We start from the raw sequence: 22,938 nt of genomic DNA, 5'->3' as shown, positions 1-22,938 counted from the left end.
GAGCGCCTCGATCACGACGTTCGGGCGACCGTTGGCCTAGGCCTGGTACCGCTCATAAGCCATCGTTGCATATGTGCGGGACTGGAGTACCCATCGTCCGGGGAACGTGTTCCTGGCGTGCGAGGCACTCATCAGCGCGCTGTCGGCGCGATATCGAATGCCTGCAGGCCGCGGAGAACGGCCGGCCTCGCTTCGACAACCTCGTACCAGCGTTGCAGTGTGGGCAGCGTCCGCCACGGAAGATCCGCATAGACCGATCGGGTGATCGTGAACGCCGCAATGTCGGCGATCGAGAATGCATCGCCAGCCATATACGCGTGCCTGTCGAGATAACGCTCCGCGGTTGCGAGCGCGGCGAGCATGCTTTCGGTAAGCAACGCCTGGGCATCTCTGGCGCCGACGCATTTGAGGGAAAAGGCCGCATGGCCAGGTGCGATCACCTCCGTCAGGAAGAAGAAAAAGCGCTCATAAGCTGCGGCGCGGGCCCGTACGTTCATGGGCAGCAGGGAACCCGGCGATTTCTCCGCCACGTAGAAAACGATGGCGTTCGACTGCGTGAGGATTAATGGTTGTTGGTCGGCTTCGCGCTCGACAAGAACCGGGACCTTACCCGCAGGATTGAGAGCGAGATGCGACGGCGCCATCTGTTCGCCGGCGGCGAGATTGACAAGTCGCACCTCGTACGGCAGTCTGGCTTCCTCCAATGCGATGGCGGCGCGGATGCAGTTGCCCGTCGGCGCGCCAACAAGCTCATAGGTCGTGTTCACTCGACAATACCTCCAGGCTGACGATGGAACTCGTCTGGACCCACGACTTGCCACGGTTTCGACGGCTACAATCCGAGCTCAGCCGGGCGCCCGTTGCACCGCGACCGTGGCCGTTGATTCACAAAGGTGCGGGCTGAATTCAGGCTATCACCGATACGGCGAGCAAACGATGAAAACTTTCCTTCTGAGGTTGGCCTCCGCGTCGGTGGTCAGTGTCGCCGTAGCTGGCGCAATGGCGCAAACGCCTCCTTCAGTAACGCCGACGACGGCAATTCTCGCGATCGGCACATTCCCCGCCGGCACGGATATGCAGCTTGTCAGGCGCATCCTGCCAGGCGAAGTCCGCGAGACGGCTAATCTCTATCTCAATGGCAAGATCCAGCAGTGGTACTCGCTTCAGGATCGGCCCGGCGTCGTACTGGTTCTCAACACGACTGACGTCGAACTTGCGCGAGCGATGCTTGAGCAGTTGCCGCTCGGAAGATCGCATCTCATGACCTTCCAGCTGCTTCCCGTCGGGCCGTTGAATCCATTGCGGGAGCTGGTTACGCCACCCGGCCCTCGTTAGGGCGGAGCCGGAGTGGTCCAAAGGCTGCGCGCGATATGCTCTGCCGCGTCGCCTGGAGTGCTGTACGGACTGTCGCGAACTTGAACCGGCGAAGGTCGGGCTGTCACTGGCTGAAGGAATAGATGTGCTGCGCGTGGCAGCGCAGACTGACGAGGTCTGTCACCGGTCCGTTTCGGCATGGTCGGTGGTGGAGATCGACGCGGATGGTGAGTTTCGCGTGCAACTCCGGTGGCCGTGACTGTCGACAGCCGAGGCACCCGCACTCGAAATCCCGGGGGTTTTTAGTGCCGCTTTATCGCGTTTGACGCAATATGCGTTGAATTTCTCTGCATTCACGATTGAAGAAGAGTGCCTGGCGCCTGCGCGGCGTGATTCGCCAGCCTGGCGTCGATAAGAGCGCGAGCTTCGCGGTCAACGCACGTGAGAGCAACGCTCTCCGACTCGTATGTAACGGGACCGGCGGCTTCTGCGGTGACGTCCTGTTTTCGTGTCCTTCCACGCAACGACCACGTGACTTGATATGTCAGTGCGATTCCATCGGACAAACGGGCCGTCCGCGGCACCAGGAACGCTTCGATAACGAACCCGCGATAACGCCCGACGATGTGAGTTTTCATTGATGGACTTCACCGTTTCCAGGCAATAGTCTCTACAACTCCGGAGCTGCAGAGGGCCAATTGTTTCACGAAGCCTGAATCGATCGGATGGATACCATCCGAATCGTCTTCAGGTGCTTTAACGATGGGTGAGCAGCGTGTGGCAAAGCAACGGCCGCCGCCCATCAGCCTTCGAAAAGCTGGCGGTTAGCGCGGACAAATGCTTCAACGGTTTGCGGCGCCTGTCCGGTGACTTGCTCGATGATGCCGTCTTTGCCCGCGAAGACGCCGTTCTGGTAGTCGATGGCAACTTCAATGAAGTGCTGGATCATGAACTCCGGGAGACCGTACTTGTGCAAGTGCTTGCGATATTCGTCGAGCGTCGCTGGGCGATAAGCAATCTTCCGGTCGAGAACCTTGCCGATTTCATCCGCGATACCGTGATGGTCGAGTTCGATCGGACCGCAGAGGTCGTAGGTCTTGCCAATATGTCCTGCAGGATTGGTCAGCACAGTGGCGATGAAACGCGCCTGGTCTTCTGCGGCGATCGGTGCATGGCGCCCGTTGCCGTAGGGAAGGGTAATTCTTCCTTCGTTGACGATGGTATCGAGCACCCATGGGAAGATCAGCCATTCCGAGAAGAATGTCGGACGGATGTGAACCGATGGCACGCCCGACCAGTCGAGAACCCGTTCTGCGATCCAGTGATTGCGCGCCGCGTGACTCTTCGAGTCTTCCCGCGCGGAAATCTGTGACATTTCTACGAGGACTTCGACCCCCGCACGCCGCGCCGCGTCCGCGAAATACGCTGTCGCCTCGATGAAGCCCGGCCGCACCGGATAGCACAGGTATGCGCCAGTCACGCCGTCCATTGCCTGGAGCACATCGTCATGCTCGAGCAGATCGCCGACGACGACTTCGGCACCCTGGGCACGAAGCGCTGCACTGCGTTCGTCTTCCTGGTGCACGAAGGCACGGACCGCATGCCCGTCGTTCAACAGATGACGGATTGTGTGAGCGCCTGTCTTGCCTGTGGCGCCAGTGATCAGATATTTACGTTGCTGCATGATGGACTCTCCAGTCTAACGATGTGAGCACTCGTCGCGAGTGCGGGGCTGCCAGATCTCGCCGCGATCGAAGAATCGCTTCGAAATCATTGAGGTGCATATTTGCGCACCTGCCGGCATGGATGCAGGCGTTCCTGCGCACTGTTCCGTCCTTCGATCCGAGTCCCGTCAATGCAGCTGCGCCGTACGTACATGCAAACGCGGATACAGCGAGTCGGTCTCCAGCCGCAGTCAACCCTGCTGGAGGTTCGCGATGAACGAGGCGTTCAGGGAGATCATCACGGCCAGTGAGGCTGACCGTCGTGATCTGTTCGTGGGTACGGCTGCCCGCCTCGGCACGGCTGTGCAGAACGTCGAAAAGGACTTCTGGGTATGCTGGGTTCTGGACGCGCTCTTCAACGGACTCCCACCGCACGGGCCGCGCCTTCTGTTCAAGGGTGGCACCTCGCTATCAAAGGCGTTCGGCTTGATCTCCCGGTTTTCTGAAGACATCGACATTACGGTCTTCCGGGATGACCTCGGGCAACCAGCCGCGCCCGCTGAGCTTGAGGCACTGAGTGGAAAGCAGCGTCGTCTTCGGCTCGACGCGATACGCGAGGCGTGCCAGGCCTTCATTCAGGGAGACTTCGATACGGGGTTGCGCGAGCGCGCCGTCGAGTTTATCCAGCAGGGTTTTACACTTGAGGCCGATCGTGACGACGCCGACGGACAGAGCCTGCTGTTGTGGTACCGGTTGTCACGCCAGTGGCATCGCCGGGTAGCTATGTTCGGAAGAGATAACCGCTGAAAGCATCTAAGCGGGAAACTCGCGTTAAGATGAGATATCCCCGGGGCTTCGAGCCCCTTGAAGGGTCGTTCAAGACCAGGACGTTGATAGGTCAGGTGTGCACGTACAGTAATGTACTGAGCTAACTGATACTAATTGCCCGTAAGGCTTGATCCTATAACCGGTGTGTTTTGCGATGATCGTTGGTGCTTCAGCACTTACGGGCATCTCACCCCCGAAGGGGGGACGGACACGCAGACGGTTGAGAGATCGGTGTTGTGCCAGAAACAACACAACCCCCACACGAATCCTTTACGCTTCTTCCCCGATTGGCTGTGGCGCGCACAACCGCGACGCAGCAACCCCTCATGCCTGATGACCATAGCGAGTCGGTCCCACCCCTTCCCATCCAGAACAGGACCGTGAAACGACTCCACGCCGATGATAGTGCGGATTGCCCATGTGAAAGTAGGTAATCGTCAGGCTCCTTATGCAGTAAGTCCAGAACCCCGGTGTCTCCGAAAGAGAGCCGGGGTTCTGGCATTTACGCGCGCATTTGCGTAGCTCGCAGCGCCGCATTCCGAGTGCGCCATCAACGGGCAAGTGATGGTGCGCGACAGCGGCCTGCGTGTATCGGCCGCCATGGCCATTAGCGTCCGCGCGGTTTGCAACGGCACAAGCATGCAGGCCTCGGCGGTTTATGGCGTCGGCAGATGCAATTGGCCGTCGTCGCCGAGCACGAGTCCTTGCCAGGTCGCGGGTTTGCCCGAGAGTTCCCATGCCTGGATCTGAGGCGGGGTCCTGCCGATACCACCGCTCACGCGCGCAAGCGCTGCATGGTCGAGGTCTTTGTTCATGGGCAGGTCTTTGATGGTCAGCGTAGTCATCGTCGTGCTCCTTCGGCAGCGCGGTCAGCTTGTCTGCGGACCCAGTCGTCAGAGAGCACGGAGCATGCCACTCAGGCGAAGGCCGTCGGGACGGGACAATGCCCGCAAGAGTGATGGACGCGGACCAACAATCAATCGCTGCATGTCGGCGCACGACCGTCTTTAAGGTGAGCATTTTCGGGAGCCTTTGCAACGGACGATCCGCATGCTGTCCTCTCAAAGGTTCTACGGCCATCCAGTCGGCCAGCTTGGCGGTCATTGCCATCGCGGCGACCCGAGTGACGGTAAGGGGTCGAGCGCTGTCCTCGCGCAGGCGAAACGTCGTCACTCGAAGTGATGGGCGGTCTAAAGACTGCAGTGCAACCCATAATAGCGGTCCATGGCCGGCGATCTCCCAACGACCTCAATGGCCGAATTGTGCGCTTAGGTCGACCGTCAGGTTTCGGCGGTGGCAGCCATTCGATCGGTCACGTTGCAGCAGGGAGTAGGGGCACCTGCGGACTCCGTTCCCCGCACGCCGCGTCCGAACACTGGAATGCGAGCACAATGCAGTGTGCCGTATTATCCCGTTGAAGACTTCGACGACTTTCGGCAGGCGATCATGGAGGCAACAGTCGATTTCCTGGCAATGGACTCGAGCGCACCGTTCGATGTGGAATGGGACGCCGGTGAACCGGATTGCGGAGAACTGCTGATCTAACTTCCTCGTACTGTCGCATCACCGGGCACCGGTTGCTGATGACCGACCCGGACAAGGGTATCTTCTTCATCAAGGCAAGCGGCTGACGTCGTCGGTGGTGGAGCAACACCGGCCTTCATCTAGTCCACCTGCAGGAGAACCGGGAGAATATAGTGTCTGGAAAATTCGTGGTCAGTCTGACTCGAGCCAAGGACGACATAGACCGTGCAACGGTCGCCTTCGAGGTCCCCAACGCCAGCTTCGTCGAAGCGTGTGGCAAAAACACCATCGGCTGACCGTGCATCAAGAAACGCACGCTCGACGAAGACGAACTCTTTGCCGCAGCGAAGATCGCCGGCGGCGCCGTGGCCGCCCAATTCATGGGTGACGTCTGCCCCAGTCTCCACTACCTGGGGTGATCATGACAACTCGCAGAACGTTCATTGCCAGCGCGGCCGGCCTCGCCTCGTCATGGGCGCTCGCTCCAAGTGCGCGAGCCCAGGCCCCCAAAACGTTGCGCTTCGGCGTCGGTCCGCTGCTACCCACCGCTGAAGACACCAAAAAAAGTTTTGACCCATTCTTTGCGTGGCTCGCGAAACAGCTCCGCGTCGATTATGAACTGTCGGCAACTACCGACTGGGCCGGCATGGCTGTCGCAATGGGCTCGCCGAGATTGCAAGCAAAGTTGTCTATCCGCGTGACTCTCCACAGCATGCGAGATTTTCCCGACTCTGCGACAGAACAGGCGCTCGGCTTGCACGCCGTGATCATTGCGGGCCATTCGGCCGTCCATCGCGCCACGACTCTCGTTGATATCGCGCATCGCGACACAACTAATGGGATGGTCCGCCCCGCCTCACCGAGTAGGTTACGCTGGCAGCGTTCACCCTGAACCGGAGACCATCATGGACGACACGACGCTGGTCGGTATCGATCTGGGCAAGCATAGCTTCCACCTGCACGGTCAGGATGGAAAAGGCCGAGCCCTGTTTCGCAAAAAGCTGAGCCGCAAGCAACTGATCGAATTCTTCGCAACGTTCCATGTCTGTACGGTGGTCATGGAGGCCTGCGCCGGGTCACATCACATGGCTCGCAAACTGGCCACATTCGGGCATGTGGTCAAGCTGATCTCGCCGCAGTTCGTCCGGCCATTCGTCAAGTCAAACAAGAATGACTTTGTCGATGCCGAGGCTATATGCGAAGCCGCGTCACGGCCGACAATGCGTTTCGTGACGCCGAAGACGGAATCGCAGCAGACACTCTAGGTCTTACATCGCGTGCGTGAATCGATGGTGCGCGACCGCACTCGAACGATCAACCAGATACACGGCTTCCTGCTCGAGCACGGGGTCAGTCTGCCAGTGGGCAAGGCTGCCATCACGCGGTTGCCTGCGATCCTCGCTGCGCATGAACTACCACCCAGATTGGTTCTGATTCTCGAACGCCTTCACGAACACTTCAAGTACCTCACCGAACAAATCGATGAGATTGGCCAAGAGCTGGCACGCCAACTCGCTGACGACGATATCGGCCAACGCCTGTTAAGTATTCCGGGAGTAGGTCCAATCACGGCAAGTGTGCTCGCTGCGGAAATGGGCGACGGCAAACAGTATGGATGCAGCCGCGACTTCGCGGCGTCGGTTGGGCTTGTTCCCCGGCAATACAGTACAGGCGGGAAAGCTAACCTTCTCGGAATCAGTCGGCGCGGAGACAAGAACCTCAGGCACCTGCTGGTCTTGTGTGCCCGAGCCTACATGAAAGGCCTCGACAGACGAACTGGTCACCTGGCCGAGTGGGTTCGCACGATGCTGACGCGTAGGCATTCGAACGTAGTGGCGTGCGCGCTGGCCAACAAGCTGGCCCGAACCGCGTGGGCGATTGTTGTGCGCCACACCACGTTCAATGCCGAGCTCGCGGGCCTTCCGGTCTGAGCGATCACAGCACTCTCCTATTTACGACACACCTCACTGGTTTTGCGACGACTGAAAATTGATGACGCGAACGGCACACCGGCCTGTGGAACAACCTGACAAGTAAAGAGGCTTTTGAAAGCCGATCAACTTTATAGGATCCTCAGGCGCGAATCTCATCGTGGCGCGGGGAGCAGTCCCCACAACGACGCCGAATAGATTTAGGCAAGCCTACACAACATTGAAGTTCAGGGTTGCAAAAATGGGGCGGACCATAGATTTACTTGACGGTCGGCTTGACGATAGACAACTTTGCTTTCGTGAGCGACTCGCAATTCGCTCACGCACGCTCACACAACTAATCTATGGTCCGCCCCAGTTTTGCAACCCCTGATGCTCGATGTCGTGTTGGCTTGCCTAAATCTATCCGGCGTCGTTGTGGGGAATGCTCCCCGCGCCTCGATGAAGTTCGCGCCTGTGGCTCCTATAAAGTTGTGCGGCTTCGGCAAGCCTCTTTAGTTGCCAGGGTATTCCACAGGCCGGTGGGCGGTTCACGTCATCATGTTTCAGTCGTCGCAAAAGCAGAGGAGGTAACGCTAGGCCTGTGCGCTTTCAGGCTGAGGGCCTGGCGAATTCAGAATCGAATGTGCTATGGCGTGCGACGATGGCCCATGCGGTCCGTGCAAGCTTGTTGGCCAGCGCACAAGCCACAACATTTGAGTGGCGACGCGTCATCATTGCGCGAGCCCATTCAGCGAGCCGGCCAGTTCGTTTCTCGAGCCCGCGCAGATAGGCTCGGGCGCATAGGACCAGAAGACATCTGACGTGCTTGTCACCTCGACGGCTGATCCCGAGGAGGTTGGACCTGCCGCCGGTGCTGTATTGGCGCGGAACAAGTCCAACTGACGCGGCAAAGTCGCGACTGCAACCGTACTGCCTGCCATCGCCCATTTCTGCGGCAAGCACGCGCGCGGTAATCGGACCGATCCCAGGAATGCTCATGAGCCGTTGCCCAACGTCGTCATCGGCGAGTTGGTGCGCCCGCTCCCGTTCAATCTCACCGATCTGCTTTTCAAGGTACTTGAGGTGTTCATGGAGGCGTTCGAGAATCGCTATGAGCCGGGGCGGCAATGCTTGCGCATCGAGAAATTCCGGCCGTCGCGCAACGGCGGTCTTGCCGACCGGCAGCCTCACGCCTGACTCAAGCAGGAAGGCATCCATCTGGTTGGTCGTTCTCGTGCGGTCCCGGACCATCGATTCACGCACGCGGTGCAGAACTGAAAGTGTCTGTTGCGACTCGGTCTTGGGCGTCAGAAAACGCATTGCTGGACGCGCTGCGGCTTCGCAGATCGCTTCTGCGTCGACAAAGTCGTTCTTGTTCGATTTCACGAATGGCCGTACGAACTGAGGTGAAATCAGCTTCACCTCGTGGCCGAAATTGGCCAGCTTGCGCGCCATGTGATGAGAGCCGGCACACGCTTCCATGACGACGGTGCAGACCTCGTACATTGCGAAGAATTCGATCAGTTGTTTACGCCCCAGCTTCTTGCGAAACACTGCCTTGCCGTTGCGGTCCTGACCGTGAAGGTGAAAGCTATGCTTGCCAAGATCAATCCCAACGAGCGTCGCGTGGTCCATGATGGTCTCCGTTACGAGTGAGCGCTCCTAGCGTAACCTGCCGCGTGAGGCGGGGCGGACCATGTCATTAGTTGGTACTACTGCCGTCGGGCCGTTCGAGCTCCGACGGCACAGTGACGTTTAATCGGCCGCTCGCATCCTGTGGGCGGGCTGGAAGGGCTTTTTCGTCTCGGTCGGACATCAAACGTCCGCGATACGAGAAACGAAAGCTTCGCGTTCATTGCGTAACGACATTAGTTGAAACCGTACAGGGAGCAACAACTTTAGGTGACGGCGAGGCACCGATAGGACCAACTTTTGTTGAAGTGCAAATCAGGCTTCGCGCCTTACAAATTAGGGCTCTCGGGGAAAAATAGGCCGCCCTTCTTTAGTACCAACTTTAGTTATGCAAGCGACAGCCCTGCTGGCTGGCCTTCTGGACCGTTAGCGTGCTTTATTGTCCGAATCCTGAAGCCACCCCAAGATGCCCTTGACGATCGTGTGCAGCGCCGCGCGGGTGAGCGGCTTCATTGACTGGCCGAGCGGCAGCACCAGCGGCGTCTGCTCATGCGGGGAGGGCGTCACGGCCAGGCCGCGCTCACGCCGGTAGCGGCCGAGCTCGACCCATGTGGGCCCGGAAAAACAGACTTCAGTCACATATTTCGCTTGTGGAGCACCCAGGCACCGATGCCGAGTGCAGGGTCGAGAATCGCAAACGTCCCTAGCAAATGAGGGAAAATACCAGCTGTCACCAAGGGCACAAGCACTGCAGGCACGAGCACCACGCGATCGAGCACTGAAGCGGGGCCGAATTGTCGAGCGCCAGAGCGACCGCCGAATAAGTAGAGCCAGCCAATGACGGCCACCCCCATCCCAATTACCCGGACGAGCGCACTCTCGTGTCCTGCGAACGGTACATCCATGAAGATCGTCTGCACCGATCCGGGCCAAACGATGAGCAAAGCTCCGAACGCAAGATAGACAAACCCATTCATCACTGAGTATTTCGACGCAGTGGACAAGTTAGCGGGTTTTTCAAGAAGATCGTTGAAAAAGGACATGCTGTTACCTCCTGGGCAGTCGTGCTCGTTCGCAAACGGAACCGACTTCGGCGAATCAGACGAGTGAAGTCCTAGTAAGGTGAAGCGATCCTCCGCAAATTGCGCGGCGCGGTCGTAGAGATGTCCTCTCACAGGCCGCTATTCGCTTGCTCTGCATTCGCATGCGTATTTCGTCAGCAGAGGCGTCTCCCTCGGTACCTCACGCGACTGGCAGTGCCGATCCCTTCCCCGTCGCCGAGATGATCCGCCAACGCCCGGCTTGTGCGTCTCGCTCAGCCGCCGGAATAAGAGACGAAGAAAATGGGTCGCCAAATGCTGACTGGCGGATACTCGCGTAGACCGACGATGCTTCCCAATATTAAATTGTTCCCAGTACCATTGAAACCGTTTTCATTCTCGTGAGAAACAGACCAACGCTTCGAGGACAATGCGGATGGGGGTGCCGTCAAGATTCGGACGTTTACGTACGCTAGGCAGCCTCAGTCCCTTGCCGGGCGCGGCGCAGCATCGACGCGCCGTTTGCCAGAATGTCCCGATAGGGTGTACTTCAACCTGGCACCTCGATTAAACATCCGGCGCTATTGCACTGTCGAATCGGACAGCATCGTTGGTATGATCGGGTTTCGGTGCATACTGCGCGTCAAGATCGCGCCAATCGTTTATATGTCTGACGCTACTTTCACTTCGGCACAGTTGCTGCGGCCTTTCCTCGCTTTTCTGCGTCATGCTGCGATAGCCCGGCAGAACGGGCAAACGGAGGCGCAATCAATCTGGCTGCAGGCAGCGGCGCACCCCACGGCATTGACAATGACTCGATCGGCGCGCTGACGCTCGTGCTGATCCAGCAACAGCAATATTCGGATGCGATAACAATGGCTGAAGTTGTTGCCCAGCCTGGAACGTCATGGAGCTCGCGTCCATCCCGAGCACGGACATCAGGTTCTGATCCGGGTCGCCGCCGCGTTGCATATGGGGAGCACCGTTCGTGCTTGAGAGCCAGTCCGGCCAGAGCTTCTGCAGGAACGCGGTGATGTTCGGCTCGATCGGCCCGGCAAGCTTCGGATTTAGGCGGTATTGCGCGAGCGACGTAACGGGAAGGACTCCGTATGGTGTCTGTCCGTCCCGGAACGCCGGGACCGGTCCTCTGGGAATGGCGTTCGCCAACCTGTACTGGCGCGCCTGCTCGATGACCTCGGTCGTGAAGACGTCCGCCATCATCTGCGTCAGGAAGTAGCCGAGCGTTGCAGGCCACAGAAACCGCATCATGTCGGTGGCACTGGCCTCGTTGGTCCTGTCCGCGTAGGCGACGTGGTCGACGATCCCGGTCGGAACTCCGACAAGCGAGGCGAACCGTAGGCCATCGCAGTCCGGGTTCGACGTGAGCGCGTCCTGGCGCTCAACCCTGAAACTCAACTCCGCGTCCGGATCCTTGCGGCTGAAGGCCGAGCTTGCGTCGGGCGTGTTATTGGTCGGTGAGCCTTGAGGGACCAGCGCGAAACCATCCGTATAGTGGTGTGCGGTGAGCCGGTCGGAGAAGGTCTGGCTGGCGTTCGAATCGCCGGCACGGACCCCGTAGACCAGAATCCGGTCGAAGCCACCCGCGCGCTGCGCAGCAGTGAGCGGGATCCTTAAGGCCATCCCAGCGGTCAGTGCAGCATCGAAGTCGACCATCCATTTCAGCCCGGGATCGGTCGGAAGCCGACACGACGTCGCTCGCGCTCGGTTACAGGATTGACGCGACGAACGTCGACAAGGCGAAGTATGCAAAGTACGCAGCAGGTCAGGTCTGCCGCAACTGCGCGTTTTATCAGGGTAAGTCGAATGATGCGTTCGCTCCGTGCCCGATTTTCGGCGGCAAGCAGGTCGCGGCAAAGGGTTGGTGTAGTGCCTATAACAAAAAGGTCTGATCGCACACAGGCTGCTCGAAAACGAAAGACGTGCGCATGCAGGGATGTGATGCGTCAAGGGGGCGTGAGCTTCCCTGGCCAAGCTATATACCGCGGGCGACATTTGTCTTTTGCTGATTCGAAAGGCAATTCTCAGCCGCAATCAGTCCAGCAGATCCGTTCCGACGCCAGGAGTGTGCGTGTCCATCCAGTCGTAGGAGTCGCTGTGGTGCGCCCATGCCCAGTTGCGCGGCACAGCGGCCGCTTGTTCCTTCTTGCTCGACACCACTTCGACATGGGCGGGCACGCTAGCACCGCCATGATCGTCGGTATGCCGGAAATTCAAAGTCTCACGCTTCATTGTCTGATCCTCAATAGAGCTTGTTTCGGCGACGGTACGTCTTGATTGCGTGCGGGCAGCACGACGACGGCCACGCCAGTCAGCGACGTCCCCCCACCGAACAGATCGATGCTACCGGCCGCCTGTCAGGTGGCGAGGCAACCGGCGCTCGAAACGGCTATCGAATATGTCGGCGGCGAGCGTCGGGCGAATGTTTCCGATTGGCTGAAGTCCGGAGTGTTTGGGGGCGCAAGCCTGCCAGGTGGGCAAGCGATTACAATAAACCACGCACCGGCAAACCTCTGCGTCGCGTACGTCGCGCTAGACGCGAGTGTGCAACGAAGCGGGTCAGGTTGGAGCGGCGGGCGCAATCCGGTGTTCTGGAATTCATTGTCCCGGCCTTCCAGATCAACATCGATCATGCGCCCGCCGCCCGTCGGGCCATCGAGTGAACATGGGACACGACGTTCACCAGGGCTACAAGGTTTCGTAGCGACGATGTGAGTTATCGCAAGGCTCGGGCAGGCTCGGTCAACGCGTACGGCCATCCCCGCACGCGCTCACTGTGGCAACTTGTCCGCTACTTTAGCTACGCCCGCGGCTGCGCAGACTTCATCTTTGTCACCACCCGGCGCACCGCCGATGCCCAAAGCGCCCACGATCTCGCCGTGTGCCTTGAAAGCGACCGCACCTGGGAGCGCAATTACGTTCTTGACCGTCGCGAGTTGCGGCGCAAACTGGTTCTTCTTCACCAGTTCGAAGAATCCGCTTGAGCGATCGAATCCAAACTCCGGTCCGAGCGTGATGACCGTAAATGCTTTTCGGAAACTCGATTCACCCGTGGCCACCGGTGCATGATCGCCACGCAACACGACCTGAGGTACGCCGTCCATATCGACGACAGTAACCGTTGACCAATAATGATTAAGCTCGCAGACTCGGAGCGCTTCTTGTGCAGCCTCGACGGCGATACTAAGTGGCAGCGTGTAGTGGTATTGCGATTGCGGTTGCGGTGGTTGTGCCGCCTGCTGCGCGTGCACGGACATACATGCGATAGACGCCCCAACAAAGAGTGCGGCTAGCTTTGCAAATTTCATGAATCCCTCTTAACTCGGAATTGTTTGACTGGGCGCTCCAACGAGCGCGTTACACCGCATAAACCGTAAGGACGGAACAACTGGTCGGGCAAACCAAGCGCGTGTCTTTTGCGGCAATCTGGTGAACGTCAATCAGCATGTGTTACCAAGGGCTTGCCCTTTTCGATAATATAGTGAGCCAAAGCCTTAAACTGAACGCTGCCGACATTACACACGTTATGCACTTCTCCAGGCGCGAATTCCAGCGGTCGTCCGGCTTTGAGTGGCAAGTCCGGCTTATTGTCGAACTTCGCGACAGCCTCTCCCTCCAGCACATAGGCGCTTTCAACGCCTGGGTGAGAATGCCGGCCGGTGCAGCCATCTGGCGGGAGTTCAGCAATCACCATCTCTGTCTCGTAGCCCGGTGGGAAATCGATCGTTTGTAGTGTCGTTCGCTGCTGACCAAACGCGCTAGCTCCGGTAGCAGAAAGAAAAACAATGGCTGTCGAGATAGTCGCCCATGGTCGCGTCACTGATGACATTAAACATCTCCTGAGTGAATCGTTGTTGATCGGTCCTTGACCGCAGATAACATCGTAGGTGGTGCCCTTTTGCCAGTAAATCTCTCGGGAGGAACAAGAATTTTTCCACCGAGGAATAACTCTTAGCTAACCAAACGATTGGCGTGCGAAACCAACGTTAGGGTTGAAGGCAAATTAGGGCAATGCTGATCAAGTCCACCACTTATGGCTGTCATGCGTTAAAGCGCCCGCCTTGCGATCGACGCAAGGCGCACACGTCCACCACTTATGGCTGTCATGCGTTAAAGCGCCCGCCTTGCGATCGACGCAAGGCGCACACGTTTCCTCAAGCACCTACCCTGCCGCAAGTCCCCCGTCAACCAGGTAAATCGCAGCGGAAAACGTCACGATCGACAGCGCGGTACTGACCAGAATCGACGTCGCGGCTTCGCTTTGATAAGTGCCGGCCTCATTCGCAAACATCGCCGGGATGGTCGCCGACGGAAGCGCGCAAAGCAGGATCATCTGTTGTGCGTAGAGTCCATGAACGCCCAGCAAAACGGTTGCTGCGAACATCAACGCAGGGTGGATGAACAGCTTGAGCCCAAGGTTGGCCCACACCTCGTTCGACAGCTTCAGCTTCACCGACGACATGATCAATCCCAGGCACAGCAGCGATACGCCTGGTGTCGCCTTTCCGAGAAGATTGAATGACTCGGCAACAACGGGATTCAGCTTGATCTGAAGAAGGGAAAAGAGGATGCCCAAAGCCGGTGCCCACATCAGCGGACGGCGCACCGCCCCCGATATGCTCGACAGGAAAGCCTGAGTGCCGTTGCCTTTTCCGCTCGCTACGGTAAGCAACATGGTCGTCAGCGGGATCATCAACAGGCTCGCGATGAGGTTCAGCACGAGCACCGAATAGATGCTGCCCGGTCCGAACATCGCTCCGAGGATTGGGATGCCCATGAAGGCGGCGTCAGGATAACCGTTGACGAAGCCCTTGAGCGTCGCGGCCTTGAGATCGCGATAGCGCCACCAGCCGATCACCAGCGCTATCGCATACATGCCCATGATGCCGATGAACGTGGCGAAGATGAACTTGAAGTCGAAGAGCTGTGCACGAGGCGTACTGGCCATGCCGACGAAAAGCAGCGCCGGGAAGATCCAGCCGAGTACCAGCCTGCTGATCAGCAGGCTGTCCGAATGAGTGAGCCGTCCGCGCTTGCCCGCGATAAAGCCGAGCACGATCACAAATGCGACGGGTAAAAGAGGTCCTACGATCCTGTCCAACATCTCCTGACTCCTTCCATTGTTATTGCGACTGCCGCTCTGGCCGATCACGGACTGGCGCAACGGTTGTTGCATCGGCCTTGATCGAGGGTGCAACGATGAAGCGGCATAGTCTGTTAAAGCTTGATGCGGTAGTCCCGAATCACGTCCTGATTCGGTTCGAGTCCGAGCCCGGGCCCTTGCGGTACGCCGATGCGTCCGTTGCGTGGAATGATGGCGTCGCCATAGAGTTGCGCTTCGAGATCGAAGTAGCGCCATTCGACGAGCGACTTGGCACCGCCCAGGGCCGCACTCGCGTGCACGGCGGCGAGCAGGCCGGGACCGTCATAGAACGTGTGGACCATCACGGTGACGTTATGGGCGTTCGCCAGCGCAAACACTTTTTGCAGCTCGGTGATGCCGCCCATTTTTGCGGGGCTAGGCTGAATGAAATCGACCGCGCCGGTTTCGAGCAGATGCTGGAAGTCCATGAGCGTCGAAGCGTTCTCGCCGGCCGCAACGGGAATGCCGCCTTGCTTTCGCACCATCGCCAGACCCGAATAGTTTTCCGGTGGCCACACCGGTTCTTCGATCCACCGCAGATTGAAGGGGCTAAGTTTCTGGGTCATATCGAGCGCTTCGCGCACGGTCCAGGGGGCGTTGACGTCGAGCGTGATCTCCACGTCGGGTCCAGCCGCTTCGCGCGCGGCGCGGACGGTCTCGACATCGACTTCATGCAGCTTGATGTTCCGGTAGCCGCTGTTCACCGCGCGTTGCACATTGATGCGGACGAGTTCCGGGTCTGCGTAGCGGACCAGGCTCGCATAAGTCGCAAGCGACGTGGCCTCGCTCCCGCCCAGCAGTTGATAGATCGGTTTGTCGGCCGCTTTCCCTGCGATATCCCACAGCGCGATGTCGATCGCCGACAGGCCATAGATGAACGCGCCGCTCCGACCAAAGACGTGAAACTTCTTCTGCAGATCGCTCTGCAATTTCTCGCGCAGCGTGACATCACGACCGATCAGTTCGGGCGACAGGATCGTATCGATCACGACCTTCGCCGCGGGAATCGCAGTGAAGCCGAAGGTTTCGCCCCAACCGACGGTTCCGTCATCGGCGATGACTTTGACGACGAGCGAATCGACCATCTGAAGGTCTTTCGCTCCCCAGACTCCGCCGGCCGACTGACCACCAGTCGTGAAGGGAATTCGCAGCGGAATGGTTTCAATACTGGCAATTTTCATACGGATGCACCTCAAGCAGATTGCGAAGGTGGCGCGGCGATTTTCGGCTCTCGCCTGCGTCAGGTTGACCGAATATTAGAAGACATTCGGTTGTACTGCAAGTGAACATGTTGTACTTTTGCTTGGTTGGATTTCATGGCGACAGGCGTGGAATATTTGACTGGTGGGCGTGTGGCGGTGTTTAGCGAAAATCGGGATACAATTTTTCACTGAGCGATACGGGTCTCTGCATGTAGAATAAGGAGACAACGGACAAAGGCATGAACGACCATGAGTGAACTGAACGTGCGACCAGTAGAGCGGCGGCCTCGTTTCGCAGAGCACATCGCCCGCTCGCTGAGCGACGAGATTGCGTCCGGGCGACTGCGGCCGGGAGACCGTCTGCCGACCGAACACTTTCTCTCGCAGAACTTCGGCGTCAGCAGGAACGTCGTTCGCGAGGCGATCGCGAGCCTTCGAGCGCAGGGGCTGATCGAATCGCGCCAGGGGATCGGCGCATTCGTCTCAACGGCGCGCCAATCGTCGGAGCCTTTGCCGCGCGTGGGTACGCAGTTGCTGGAAGGGGATAACACGATTCGCAACATGTTCGAAGTGCGGGCCGTGCTGGAAAGTCAGGCTGCCGCGCTCGCGGCGTCGCACATGACGCCCCGCAAGCTGAAGACGATTCAGGCGGCGGTCGAACGTATGCGATATGAAGGCGCACCGACTGCGGATACCGTTAACGCGGATCTCGACTTTCATCGCGCCGTGGCCGCGGCGTCGGGCAACGGCTATCTGGAGGCGATGATCCGCACCGTGCTCGAGCCGATGCGGCCGCTAATCGCGGCGAACTTTGCGCGGCAAGGGCCGATGTTCGGCAATATCCCGAATGCGGCGCGTGGGGAGCACGAAGAGCTCGTGCAGGCTTTCATTGACCGGAATGCAGCGGCTGCGCGTAACATCATGGGGCAGCATATCGTCAGCGCGGCGTCCCGGTTCGGCTATGACATTACGTTCTTTTGAGGTCGCGACCGGGGGGGTGGTGTGGTTGTCCTACAGGTGAATATGGCCCTTGGCGCCGCGGCATTTGGCGCGGGTGTTGGATTGCTTCGAGTGCGAGTTGCAATTTAAAAACCGCCCAACGTTCTGTCGCTCAACGACTGGTCCGGCTTTGAACACGTCCATGGCGCGACCCGGATCGATAGCGCCCTGATTATGGCGTCGGTCACTTATGCGATGCAGCCGGCCGAGGCGCAGTCGACGCTGTCGCAGCTGTCACCGGAGCAGATCGAGGCCCTTATAGCCGATCGCATGGTCATGCGTGCAGACTCACCCGCTGCCCATGCCCATGCCCGTGCCGGAAGCCGAGACGATGTTGCACGAGACTTTCGCACGGCTGCAGGAGCAGTTTGCAGCCGGTGTACAACATGTGGCGGGGCCGGAGCTCTCGATTGCCGACTTTTTGCTGTTTCACTGCGTCGGGTTCTTTCGACTCGCCCCGGCACTGGCCGCGCTGTTCGACAGCTTTCCTCTGGTCAAGACGTGGTACGCGCGAATGCAGGCGTACGGGCACGGCAAGCCGCGCCCGATTTCGTCCGAATCGGCCATTGCCTATGCCTACCATCACGATCCACTGCCGCATGGCACGACCGTTCGGCCCGACGCCGGCTTTGCAGCGGGCGACGCGGTGACCGTGCTCCCCCACTGACCACTCAAAAGATCCGGTAGCTGGCGTGCTGCTGACGCTGACCGAACACATGGTCACCTTTCGGTGGCAGGATCCGCGCGCGGGCGCCGTCAACGTGCATTTCCTGCGTCACGGTTACCACGTGCAGGCGGCCGGTTGACGTGTGAAAGCGCAATCACTGTGGCTTATTCGGAAAAACTATGCGCGAGAAGTTCGAAATATTCGCTGCGCTCACCTGCGCTACAACATCCCTGTCGTGACCTATGTCTGACGACTCGTGGCAACTCGATTACCGTGCTGCTTGCGTTAGCCCTGATTTCCGCTAACAATCCACGCGTGATCCCGTCAATCGCCAGGACAGTTCGCGATGAGCAACGAGTCAACGCCGTCAGATAAATCGCCTGCGCGCGAATCGGCCACGGACATCGATCCGCTCGAATCCGACGATCTGCTCGAAGATCCGAGCGTGCGCGATCATCCGCGTCACCAGCAGATGTTTCCAGTGCTCACGGACGCCGAAATCGAGCGGATACGGCGCTTCGGCACACTCTCGCGCTATGCGAAGGGCGCCTTGCTCTATCGCGCGGGAAGCCTGTGTCCTGGCGTGTTCGTGCTGCTGTCGGGCAAGGTGCGGATAGTCGGCCGGGACGGGCTCGGCCACGAACGGATTATTCACACCTACACGCAACGCGGCGAATTTACATCTGACGTGACGCAGCTGTCGACCAAGCCTGCCGTCGTCGACGCGCACGTGAGGGAAGACGTCGAGGCGATCCTGCTGCGCCCCGACGAACTCAGTGCGATGATGATTGGTGAAGCCGATCTGGGCGAGAAGATCATGCGCGCTCTGATCCTGCGGCGCGTGCTCGTCATCGAGCGCGGGCACGGTGTCGTGCTCGTTGGTGCTTCTGGCAGCGGACGGCTGCGTACACTCGAGAGCTTCCTGCGCCGCAACGCATTCCCGAGCATGACGCTCGCCGCGGACAAGGATGCCGAAGCGATCGCACTCCTCGAACGCCTCACGCCGCAACCCGACGACTTTCCGCTCGTCCTCTGTCCGAGCGGCACGGTGCTGCGCAATCCCGACGAAGGGCAACTCGCGTCCTGCCTCGGGCTGATTCCCGAATTCGATCCGGCACACGTCTACGATGTCTCGATCGTCGGGGCCGGTCCTGCGGGATTGGCTGCCGCCGTGTACGCGGCATCCGAGGGACTGTCGGTCGCCGCGCTCGACTGCCGCGCGCCAGGCGGACAGGCGGGCACCAGCTCACGGATCGAGAACTACCTGGGATTTCCGACGGGCATCACGGGCCACGCGCTCGCCGGGCGCGCTTTCGTGCAGGCGCAGAAATTCGGCGCGCACATCGGCATTCCGTGCGAAGTCCGAGCCCTGTATTGTGACAAGCTGCCGCCCGTCGTCGAACTCGCCGACGCGCGGCGCATCACCGCGCGCACCATCGTCATTGCGACAGGCGCAGAATACCGACGCCCCAACGTCGACGGACTGGAGCGCTTCGAACGCTCCGGCGTGTACTTCTGGGCCACGCCAATCGAAGCGCGACTATGCCGCAAGGAACCCGTGCTGCTGGTCGGCGGCGGTAATTCGGCCGGACAGGCGGTCGTGTTCCTCGCGTCGCACGCGGAGCACGTGCACATGTTCATACGCGGCGTGAGCCTCGAACACAGCATGTCGCACTATCTGATCGAGCGCATCCTCGCGCTGCCAAACGTCACGCTGCACACTCGGATCGAACTCACGGCGGTCGAAGGCGAAGCGCGTCTCGAACGTGTGCACTATCGCGGCGCGGGCGGTATTGAAGGCAGCATGACGACGCATCATCTGTTCGTCTTCATCGGCGCCGAGCCGAACACCGCCTGGCTCAAGACATGCGGCGTGGCGCTCGACGACAAAGGCTTCGTGCTGACGGGGCCCGATATTCCCGGAGCCGGCCTGCAGTCGATGTCGTTGCAGGCTAGCGTGCCCGGCGTGTTCGCGATCGGCGATGTTCGCTCCGGTTCGACCAAGCGCGTCGCGTCGGCGGTCGGCGAAGGCGCGGCCGTGGTCGCCCAGATCCATCGGTTTCTCAGCGACGCGCGCGCTACTTGGTAACGGGCGCTCGCGCAGCGCGTGGCTGCCGCGCGTTCACTTCAGCAAGCCTAACGCCCCGGCGCGGTTAGTTTTGCCCAAGTACACGCGGCTCTGCGCAATCAATCGGCGTGATGTATTGTTGCCTACGCCGAAGGCGGCAATCGTACGTACGGTCCCGGTTGGCCAACCCCATTCCGTGACGTTGCCCGCGAATTTCGGATCCCTTAACTGAGCGGAGATTATGCCACCCGTTGGTTCTGGGCGGCGCGGCGTTCCAGTCCTGCTCGAATTGCATCGGGCTGACGTAGCCCAACGTCGAGTGCAAGCGCGAATGATTTTACAAGCCGTCAACACAACGCCCATATCACCGAGTAAAGGGAAGTTCTCTATCGTTGGCCCCCGTTGTTGGCGGCGGCGTAAATCTGACACCAGACGGCGGCGCAAGGTTGAGTTAAACACTAGACCATGCGCCGCAGGCATTGCCGCCCGCAGGGCGAGTAAAGCAGGATCAGAACCCGCCCTCGATGTCATTGATATCGGCGTCGGTGGGTGTTGGCGCTCGCAATTAATGCTAGCGATGTTCACAGATGCTGGGAGTGGACGAAAAGTGGGGGAGTGTCGTTTCAGCGTCGAACGGCGTGAGTCTTTACTCGACGATGCCGACCAGACCGTCAATCTCCTCCTGGACACGCATCTGAGCCTCCTGTTCAGCGGCATCCAGTACGTTGGCAATGAGCGGGAGTATCAGCTCTGAACCCTTGAAATACTGACTCTGACCACCGCTATGTAAGCCGCTCGCGTGGCTTCGGTAAGAGCCAGCGAGCATCTCGCGGGACAACAGTCCTGATCAGGCACATCTGACGTGCCTTGTAGGAAACGCGCCGGTACGCAATGTCCGGCGCTTTGTTTTTCTGGAGCCGATCTTTTCGCTTCCTAACTGCCGATTGGATAGCCGCTCGTGTCGCCTGATAGCGCATGTGACTTCAGGCGACCTTTCGTGGCCCGAAAGGAACAACGTTTGAACCCGCTTCTGCGGCTGGCGGCGTGGCCGTACAGCATTCCTCTATGAACCGGGCCCACGCTTCCATTGCGGCGCGCCGCTCGGGAATCTCTTCGCGGACGTCGTAAATCCCTTCGATGCCCGGCAGCTTGTGGTTCAGCGCGATTTCGGTGATCTCGCGAGAGAAACCCAGGTTTCTCAGGTGGCCCTTTGCCGTGCTGCGGGTGTCGTGCGGCGTGAAGCGGCGAACGTCGAAGTCGTTACGCTTGAACGCCTCTCGCAAAGAGCTTTGCAGCGCGCCGCGGCCGACACGGCCGGTCTTGCTCTGGGTGTTCCGGGCCGGGCAAAGCCATTCCGAATCGCCGGCCATTGCGATTAATTCTCGCATCCATTCGACGACGAGCGGCGCCAGCGGCACGAGGAATGCGTCTCTTGTCTTGACGGTTTCGGCCGGGACATACCAACTTCGGCGGGCCAGATCGACCGCCGCTTTCCTGGCCCGCAGGAGTTCGGACTGTCGCACGCAAGTTGCCAGGAGAACCCTGAACATCAACGCATCGTGCCTACCGAGCTTGTCATCGAGTCCCGCGAGCACATGGGACAGTTCCTCCTTCATCAGCATGACGCGCGCCCGCTTGGGGGGCTGCTTTCCTTTGATCGCGCTAAGGTCGATGCCTGCGACAGGATTTGCGTCAACAAGCCGCTTGCCCACTGCGTGTGCGAATACTCCGCGCGTGATGCCCAGCAGCTGCTCGCAGGTCGACCACGGACGGCCGCTGCTTTCGATCATGTAGACCACGTCCGATGCACGCACAACCTGCACATCGAGGGAACCGAGGGCCGGTTTCACGAGTGTCGCAATGAGCCACCTGTACAACTCTACAGTCGTTGCGGCGAGGTGGGGATAGCGCTTTTCCTCGAAGTCGTCGCACAGTTTGCTGACAGTGATCGCCGCTTGGGCCCGCGCCTTTTCGACTTTGCGATTGGTGGCCGGGTCCTCACCTGCATCGATTTGCGCGCGATAGAAGCGGGTCCTTTTTCGCGCCTCCGAGAGAGTCAGTTCGGGATAGCTGCCAAGGGTCATTTCGCGCCGACGGGAGCCACGGCTATATCGCAGTATCCATGTTGCCGTGCGAGTATCGGAAAGGGTAAAGGTGAGGCCGTCGCCGTCGGCCTTGGCGACAGGTTCGTCGGCGGCGACCCATCGGCGCAGTTGCAACTCATCGAGAGCGTGATGCTTGCGTGCCATTTCGATTTACCCGGCGGTGTTCGCACGCGGATTATGTGATCGCTCCAGCTACCAGTCTAGCTACCATCCTGCCGCTTAATCTACTGATCCAACGTGTTCCTATACGACTCGAATATCCCCTGAGAAATCATGGATTTAGTCGCAGGTCTGATCCTTCGTGATTCGACGTGATTCGTTAATGGCCTTAAGGCCAGGTTAAGGACCGCTTAGGCGCCTCGGAGGCACCTCTGAGGCACCGCTTAAGCGCCGGTCGCCGAGCCCGCCCGTCTGTGCCGTTCCAACCACTCGAAAACCGCCATGCCCGCGAGCATCGCCGCCACGAACAGCCACGCTTTCGCCGACCCGAGTCCGAGCGCGACCAGCGCGGGGCCGGGACAGAACCCGGCAATTCCCCAGCCGACGCCGAACACGCAACTGCCCAGGATCAGCCTGCGCGTGACGCGCGCTGACGCTGGAATCTGCATCGGCAATCCGAGCAGCGAGCTGTCGCGGCGCGTCGCGATCGCGAAGCCGATTGCAGCGACCGCCACCGCGCCGATCATCACGAACGCGAGCGACGGATTCCAGCGTCCGGCGATATCGAGGAAGCCCAGCACGTTCGCGGGGTTGGCCATGCCCGACAACAGCAGGCCGAAGCCGAACAGCAGCCCGCATACGAATGAAATAGCGATCGCCAT

20 protein-coding genes, 1 rRNA gene, 3 pseudogenes and 1 other annotated feature are annotated in these 22,938 nt (G+C 59.6%); of the genes and pseudogenes, 10 read left to right on the top strand and 14 right to left on the bottom strand.

All coding sequences use genetic code 11. The annotated features are described in order from the left end of the window. Positions 1-131 precede the first annotated feature (131 nt). Complete coding sequence (locus EVC45_RS23350) at positions 132-767, bottom strand: glutathione S-transferase family protein (RefSeq protein WP_129960597.1); 636 nt, start codon at positions 765-767, stop codon at positions 132-134. A gap of 169 nt (positions 768-936) precedes the next feature. On the opposite strand from EVC45_RS23350, the gene EVC45_RS23345 reads away from it, so the two are divergent. Continuing rightward, positions 937-1,335 (top strand): hypothetical protein, encoded by a 399-nt coding sequence (locus EVC45_RS23345; protein WP_248295228.1) that lies wholly within the window; start codon positions 937-939, stop codon positions 1,333-1,335. Positions 1,336-2,116: 781 nt separating this feature from the next. Here the strand turns inward: EVC45_RS23345 and EVC45_RS23335 are convergent. After that, the gene (locus EVC45_RS23335; protein WP_129960596.1) at positions 2,117-2,998 is read right to left on the bottom strand and encodes an NmrA family NAD(P)-binding protein; all 882 of its coding nucleotides are present in this window, start codon (positions 2,996-2,998) and stop codon (positions 2,117-2,119) included. 118 nt (positions 2,999-3,116) lie between these two features. Between EVC45_RS23335 and EVC45_RS23330 the strand changes: the two are divergent. After that, positions 3,117-3,671 (top strand): annotated as a pseudogene (locus EVC45_RS23330) (nucleotidyl transferase AbiEii/AbiGii toxin family protein); the annotation flags it as partial. Continuing rightward, positions 3,665-3,928, top strand: a sequence feature (23S ribosomal RNA rRNA prediction is too short). It overlaps the preceding pseudogene by 7 nt. 207 nt (positions 3,929-4,135) lie before the next feature. Further along, positions 4,136-4,249, top strand: a 5S ribosomal RNA gene (rrf, locus tag EVC45_RS23325). Between the two features lie 213 nt (positions 4,250-4,462). Here the strand turns inward: rrf and EVC45_RS23320 are convergent. Beyond that, positions 4,463-4,651, bottom strand: coding sequence for a hypothetical protein (locus tag EVC45_RS23320; RefSeq protein ID WP_129960595.1), 189 nt, complete (start codon positions 4,649-4,651; stop codon positions 4,463-4,465). 535 nt (positions 4,652-5,186) lie between these two features. Between EVC45_RS23320 and EVC45_RS45715 the strand changes: the two genes are divergently transcribed. From EVC45_RS45715 to EVC45_RS23305, 3 genes and pseudogenes are all read left to right on the top strand, one after another. Then, positions 5,187-5,351, top strand: coding sequence for a hypothetical protein (locus EVC45_RS45715; RefSeq protein WP_168991517.1), 165 nt, complete (start codon positions 5,187-5,189; stop codon positions 5,349-5,351). A 400-nt stretch (positions 5,352-5,751) separates the two neighbouring features. After that, a complete protein-coding gene (locus tag EVC45_RS46200; protein WP_211193464.1) occupies positions 5,752-6,222 on the top strand; it encodes a hypothetical protein in 471 nt (156 codons plus the stop codon). Between the two features lie 13 nt (positions 6,223-6,235). Continuing rightward, positions 6,236-7,261, top strand: a pseudogene (locus tag EVC45_RS23305) (IS110 family transposase). A gap of 591 nt (positions 7,262-7,852) precedes the next feature. On the opposite strand, the gene EVC45_RS23300 reads toward EVC45_RS23305, so the two are convergent. The 4 genes and pseudogenes from EVC45_RS23300 to EVC45_RS23285 all read right to left on the bottom strand — a co-directional run bounded on the left by EVC45_RS23300 (position 7,853) and on the right by EVC45_RS23285 (position 11,589). Further along, the gene (locus EVC45_RS23300; protein ID WP_129960594.1) at positions 7,853-8,878 is read right to left on the bottom strand and encodes an IS110 family transposase; all 1,026 of its coding nucleotides are present in this window, start codon (positions 8,876-8,878) and stop codon (positions 7,853-7,855) included. 462 nt (positions 8,879-9,340) lie between these two features. Then, positions 9,341-9,478 (bottom strand): annotated as a pseudogene (locus EVC45_RS23295) (integrase); the annotation flags it as partial. A 32-nt stretch (positions 9,479-9,510) separates the two neighbouring features. After that, entirely contained in the window at positions 9,511-9,918 is a 408-nt protein-coding gene (locus EVC45_RS23290; RefSeq protein ID WP_129960593.1) for a hypothetical protein, read from the bottom strand. A gap of 765 nt (positions 9,919-10,683) precedes the next feature. Further along, positions 10,684-11,589, bottom strand: coding sequence for a hypothetical protein (locus EVC45_RS23285; protein WP_129960592.1), 906 nt, complete (start codon positions 11,587-11,589; stop codon positions 10,684-10,686). Between EVC45_RS23285 and EVC45_RS23280 the strand changes: the two genes are divergently transcribed. Then, complete coding sequence (locus EVC45_RS23280; RefSeq protein ID WP_129960591.1) at positions 11,568-11,825, top strand: high-potential iron-sulfur protein; 258 nt, start codon at positions 11,568-11,570, stop codon at positions 11,823-11,825. The genes EVC45_RS23285 and EVC45_RS23280 overlap by 22 nt on opposite strands. Before the next feature lie 142 nt (positions 11,826-11,967). On the opposite strand, the gene EVC45_RS23275 is transcribed toward EVC45_RS23280, so the two are convergent. The 5 genes from EVC45_RS23275 to EVC45_RS23255 all read right to left on the bottom strand — a co-directional run bounded on the left by EVC45_RS23275 (position 11,968) and on the right by EVC45_RS23255 (position 16,257). After that, positions 11,968-12,165 carry a hypothetical protein gene (locus tag EVC45_RS23275; protein ID WP_129960590.1) on the bottom strand — a complete coding sequence of 66 codons (198 nt, stop codon included), beginning with the start codon at positions 12,163-12,165 and terminating at the stop codon, positions 11,968-11,970. A gap of 539 nt (positions 12,166-12,704) precedes the next feature. Then, a complete protein-coding gene (locus tag EVC45_RS23270) occupies positions 12,705-13,241 on the bottom strand; it encodes a heme-binding protein (RefSeq protein ID WP_129960589.1) in 537 nt (178 codons plus the stop codon). Between the two features lie 128 nt (positions 13,242-13,369). After that, positions 13,370-13,762, bottom strand: a complete 393-nt coding sequence (locus EVC45_RS23265; RefSeq protein ID WP_129960588.1) for a cupin domain-containing protein — start codon at positions 13,760-13,762, stop codon at positions 13,370-13,372. Positions 13,763-14,095: 333 nt separating this feature from the next. Further along, on the bottom strand, positions 14,096-15,109 hold the full coding sequence (locus EVC45_RS23260; protein WP_248295227.1) for an AEC family transporter: 1,014 nt from the start codon (positions 15,107-15,109) through the stop codon (positions 14,096-14,098). 41 nt (positions 15,110-15,150) lie between these two features. Continuing rightward, on the bottom strand, positions 15,151-16,257 hold the full coding sequence (locus EVC45_RS23255) for a mandelate racemase/muconate lactonizing enzyme family protein (protein WP_129960587.1): 1,107 nt from the start codon (positions 16,255-16,257) through the stop codon (positions 15,151-15,153). 270 nt (positions 16,258-16,527) lie between these two features. Here EVC45_RS23255 and EVC45_RS23250 point away from each other — a divergent pair, with 270 nt between their 5' ends. The 3 genes from EVC45_RS23250 (at position 16,528) to EVC45_RS23240 (ending at position 20,033) form a co-directional block, all read left to right on the top strand. Further along, positions 16,528-17,259 (top strand): FadR/GntR family transcriptional regulator, encoded by a 732-nt coding sequence (locus EVC45_RS23250; RefSeq protein ID WP_129960586.1) that lies wholly within the window; start codon positions 16,528-16,530, stop codon positions 17,257-17,259. A 319-nt stretch (positions 17,260-17,578) separates the two neighbouring features. After that, positions 17,579-17,944, top strand: a complete 366-nt coding sequence (locus tag EVC45_RS46850; protein ID WP_248295226.1) for a glutathione S-transferase C-terminal domain-containing protein — start codon at positions 17,579-17,581, stop codon at positions 17,942-17,944. Positions 17,945-18,290: 346 nt separating this feature from the next. Beyond that, the gene (locus tag EVC45_RS23240) at positions 18,291-20,033 is read left to right on the top strand and encodes an FAD-dependent oxidoreductase (RefSeq protein WP_129960585.1); all 1,743 of its coding nucleotides are present in this window, start codon (positions 18,291-18,293) and stop codon (positions 20,031-20,033) included. Positions 20,034-20,995: 962 nt separating this feature from the next. Here EVC45_RS23240 and EVC45_RS23235 read toward each other — a convergent pair. Continuing rightward, complete coding sequence (locus EVC45_RS23235; protein ID WP_129960584.1) at positions 20,996-22,261, bottom strand: site-specific integrase; 1,266 nt, start codon at positions 22,259-22,261, stop codon at positions 20,996-20,998. 239 nt (positions 22,262-22,500) lie between these two features. Further along, positions 22,501-22,938, bottom strand: a complete 438-nt coding sequence (locus EVC45_RS23230) for a DUF6691 family protein (RefSeq protein ID WP_129960583.1) — start codon at positions 22,936-22,938, stop codon at positions 22,501-22,503.

The sequence above is a fragment of the Paraburkholderia sp. UYCP14C genome, assembly GCF_004197395.1.
Classification (GTDB): domain Bacteria; phylum Pseudomonadota; class Gammaproteobacteria; order Burkholderiales; family Burkholderiaceae; genus Paraburkholderia.
This window is presented reverse-complemented; position numbering and strand designations above follow the sequence as displayed.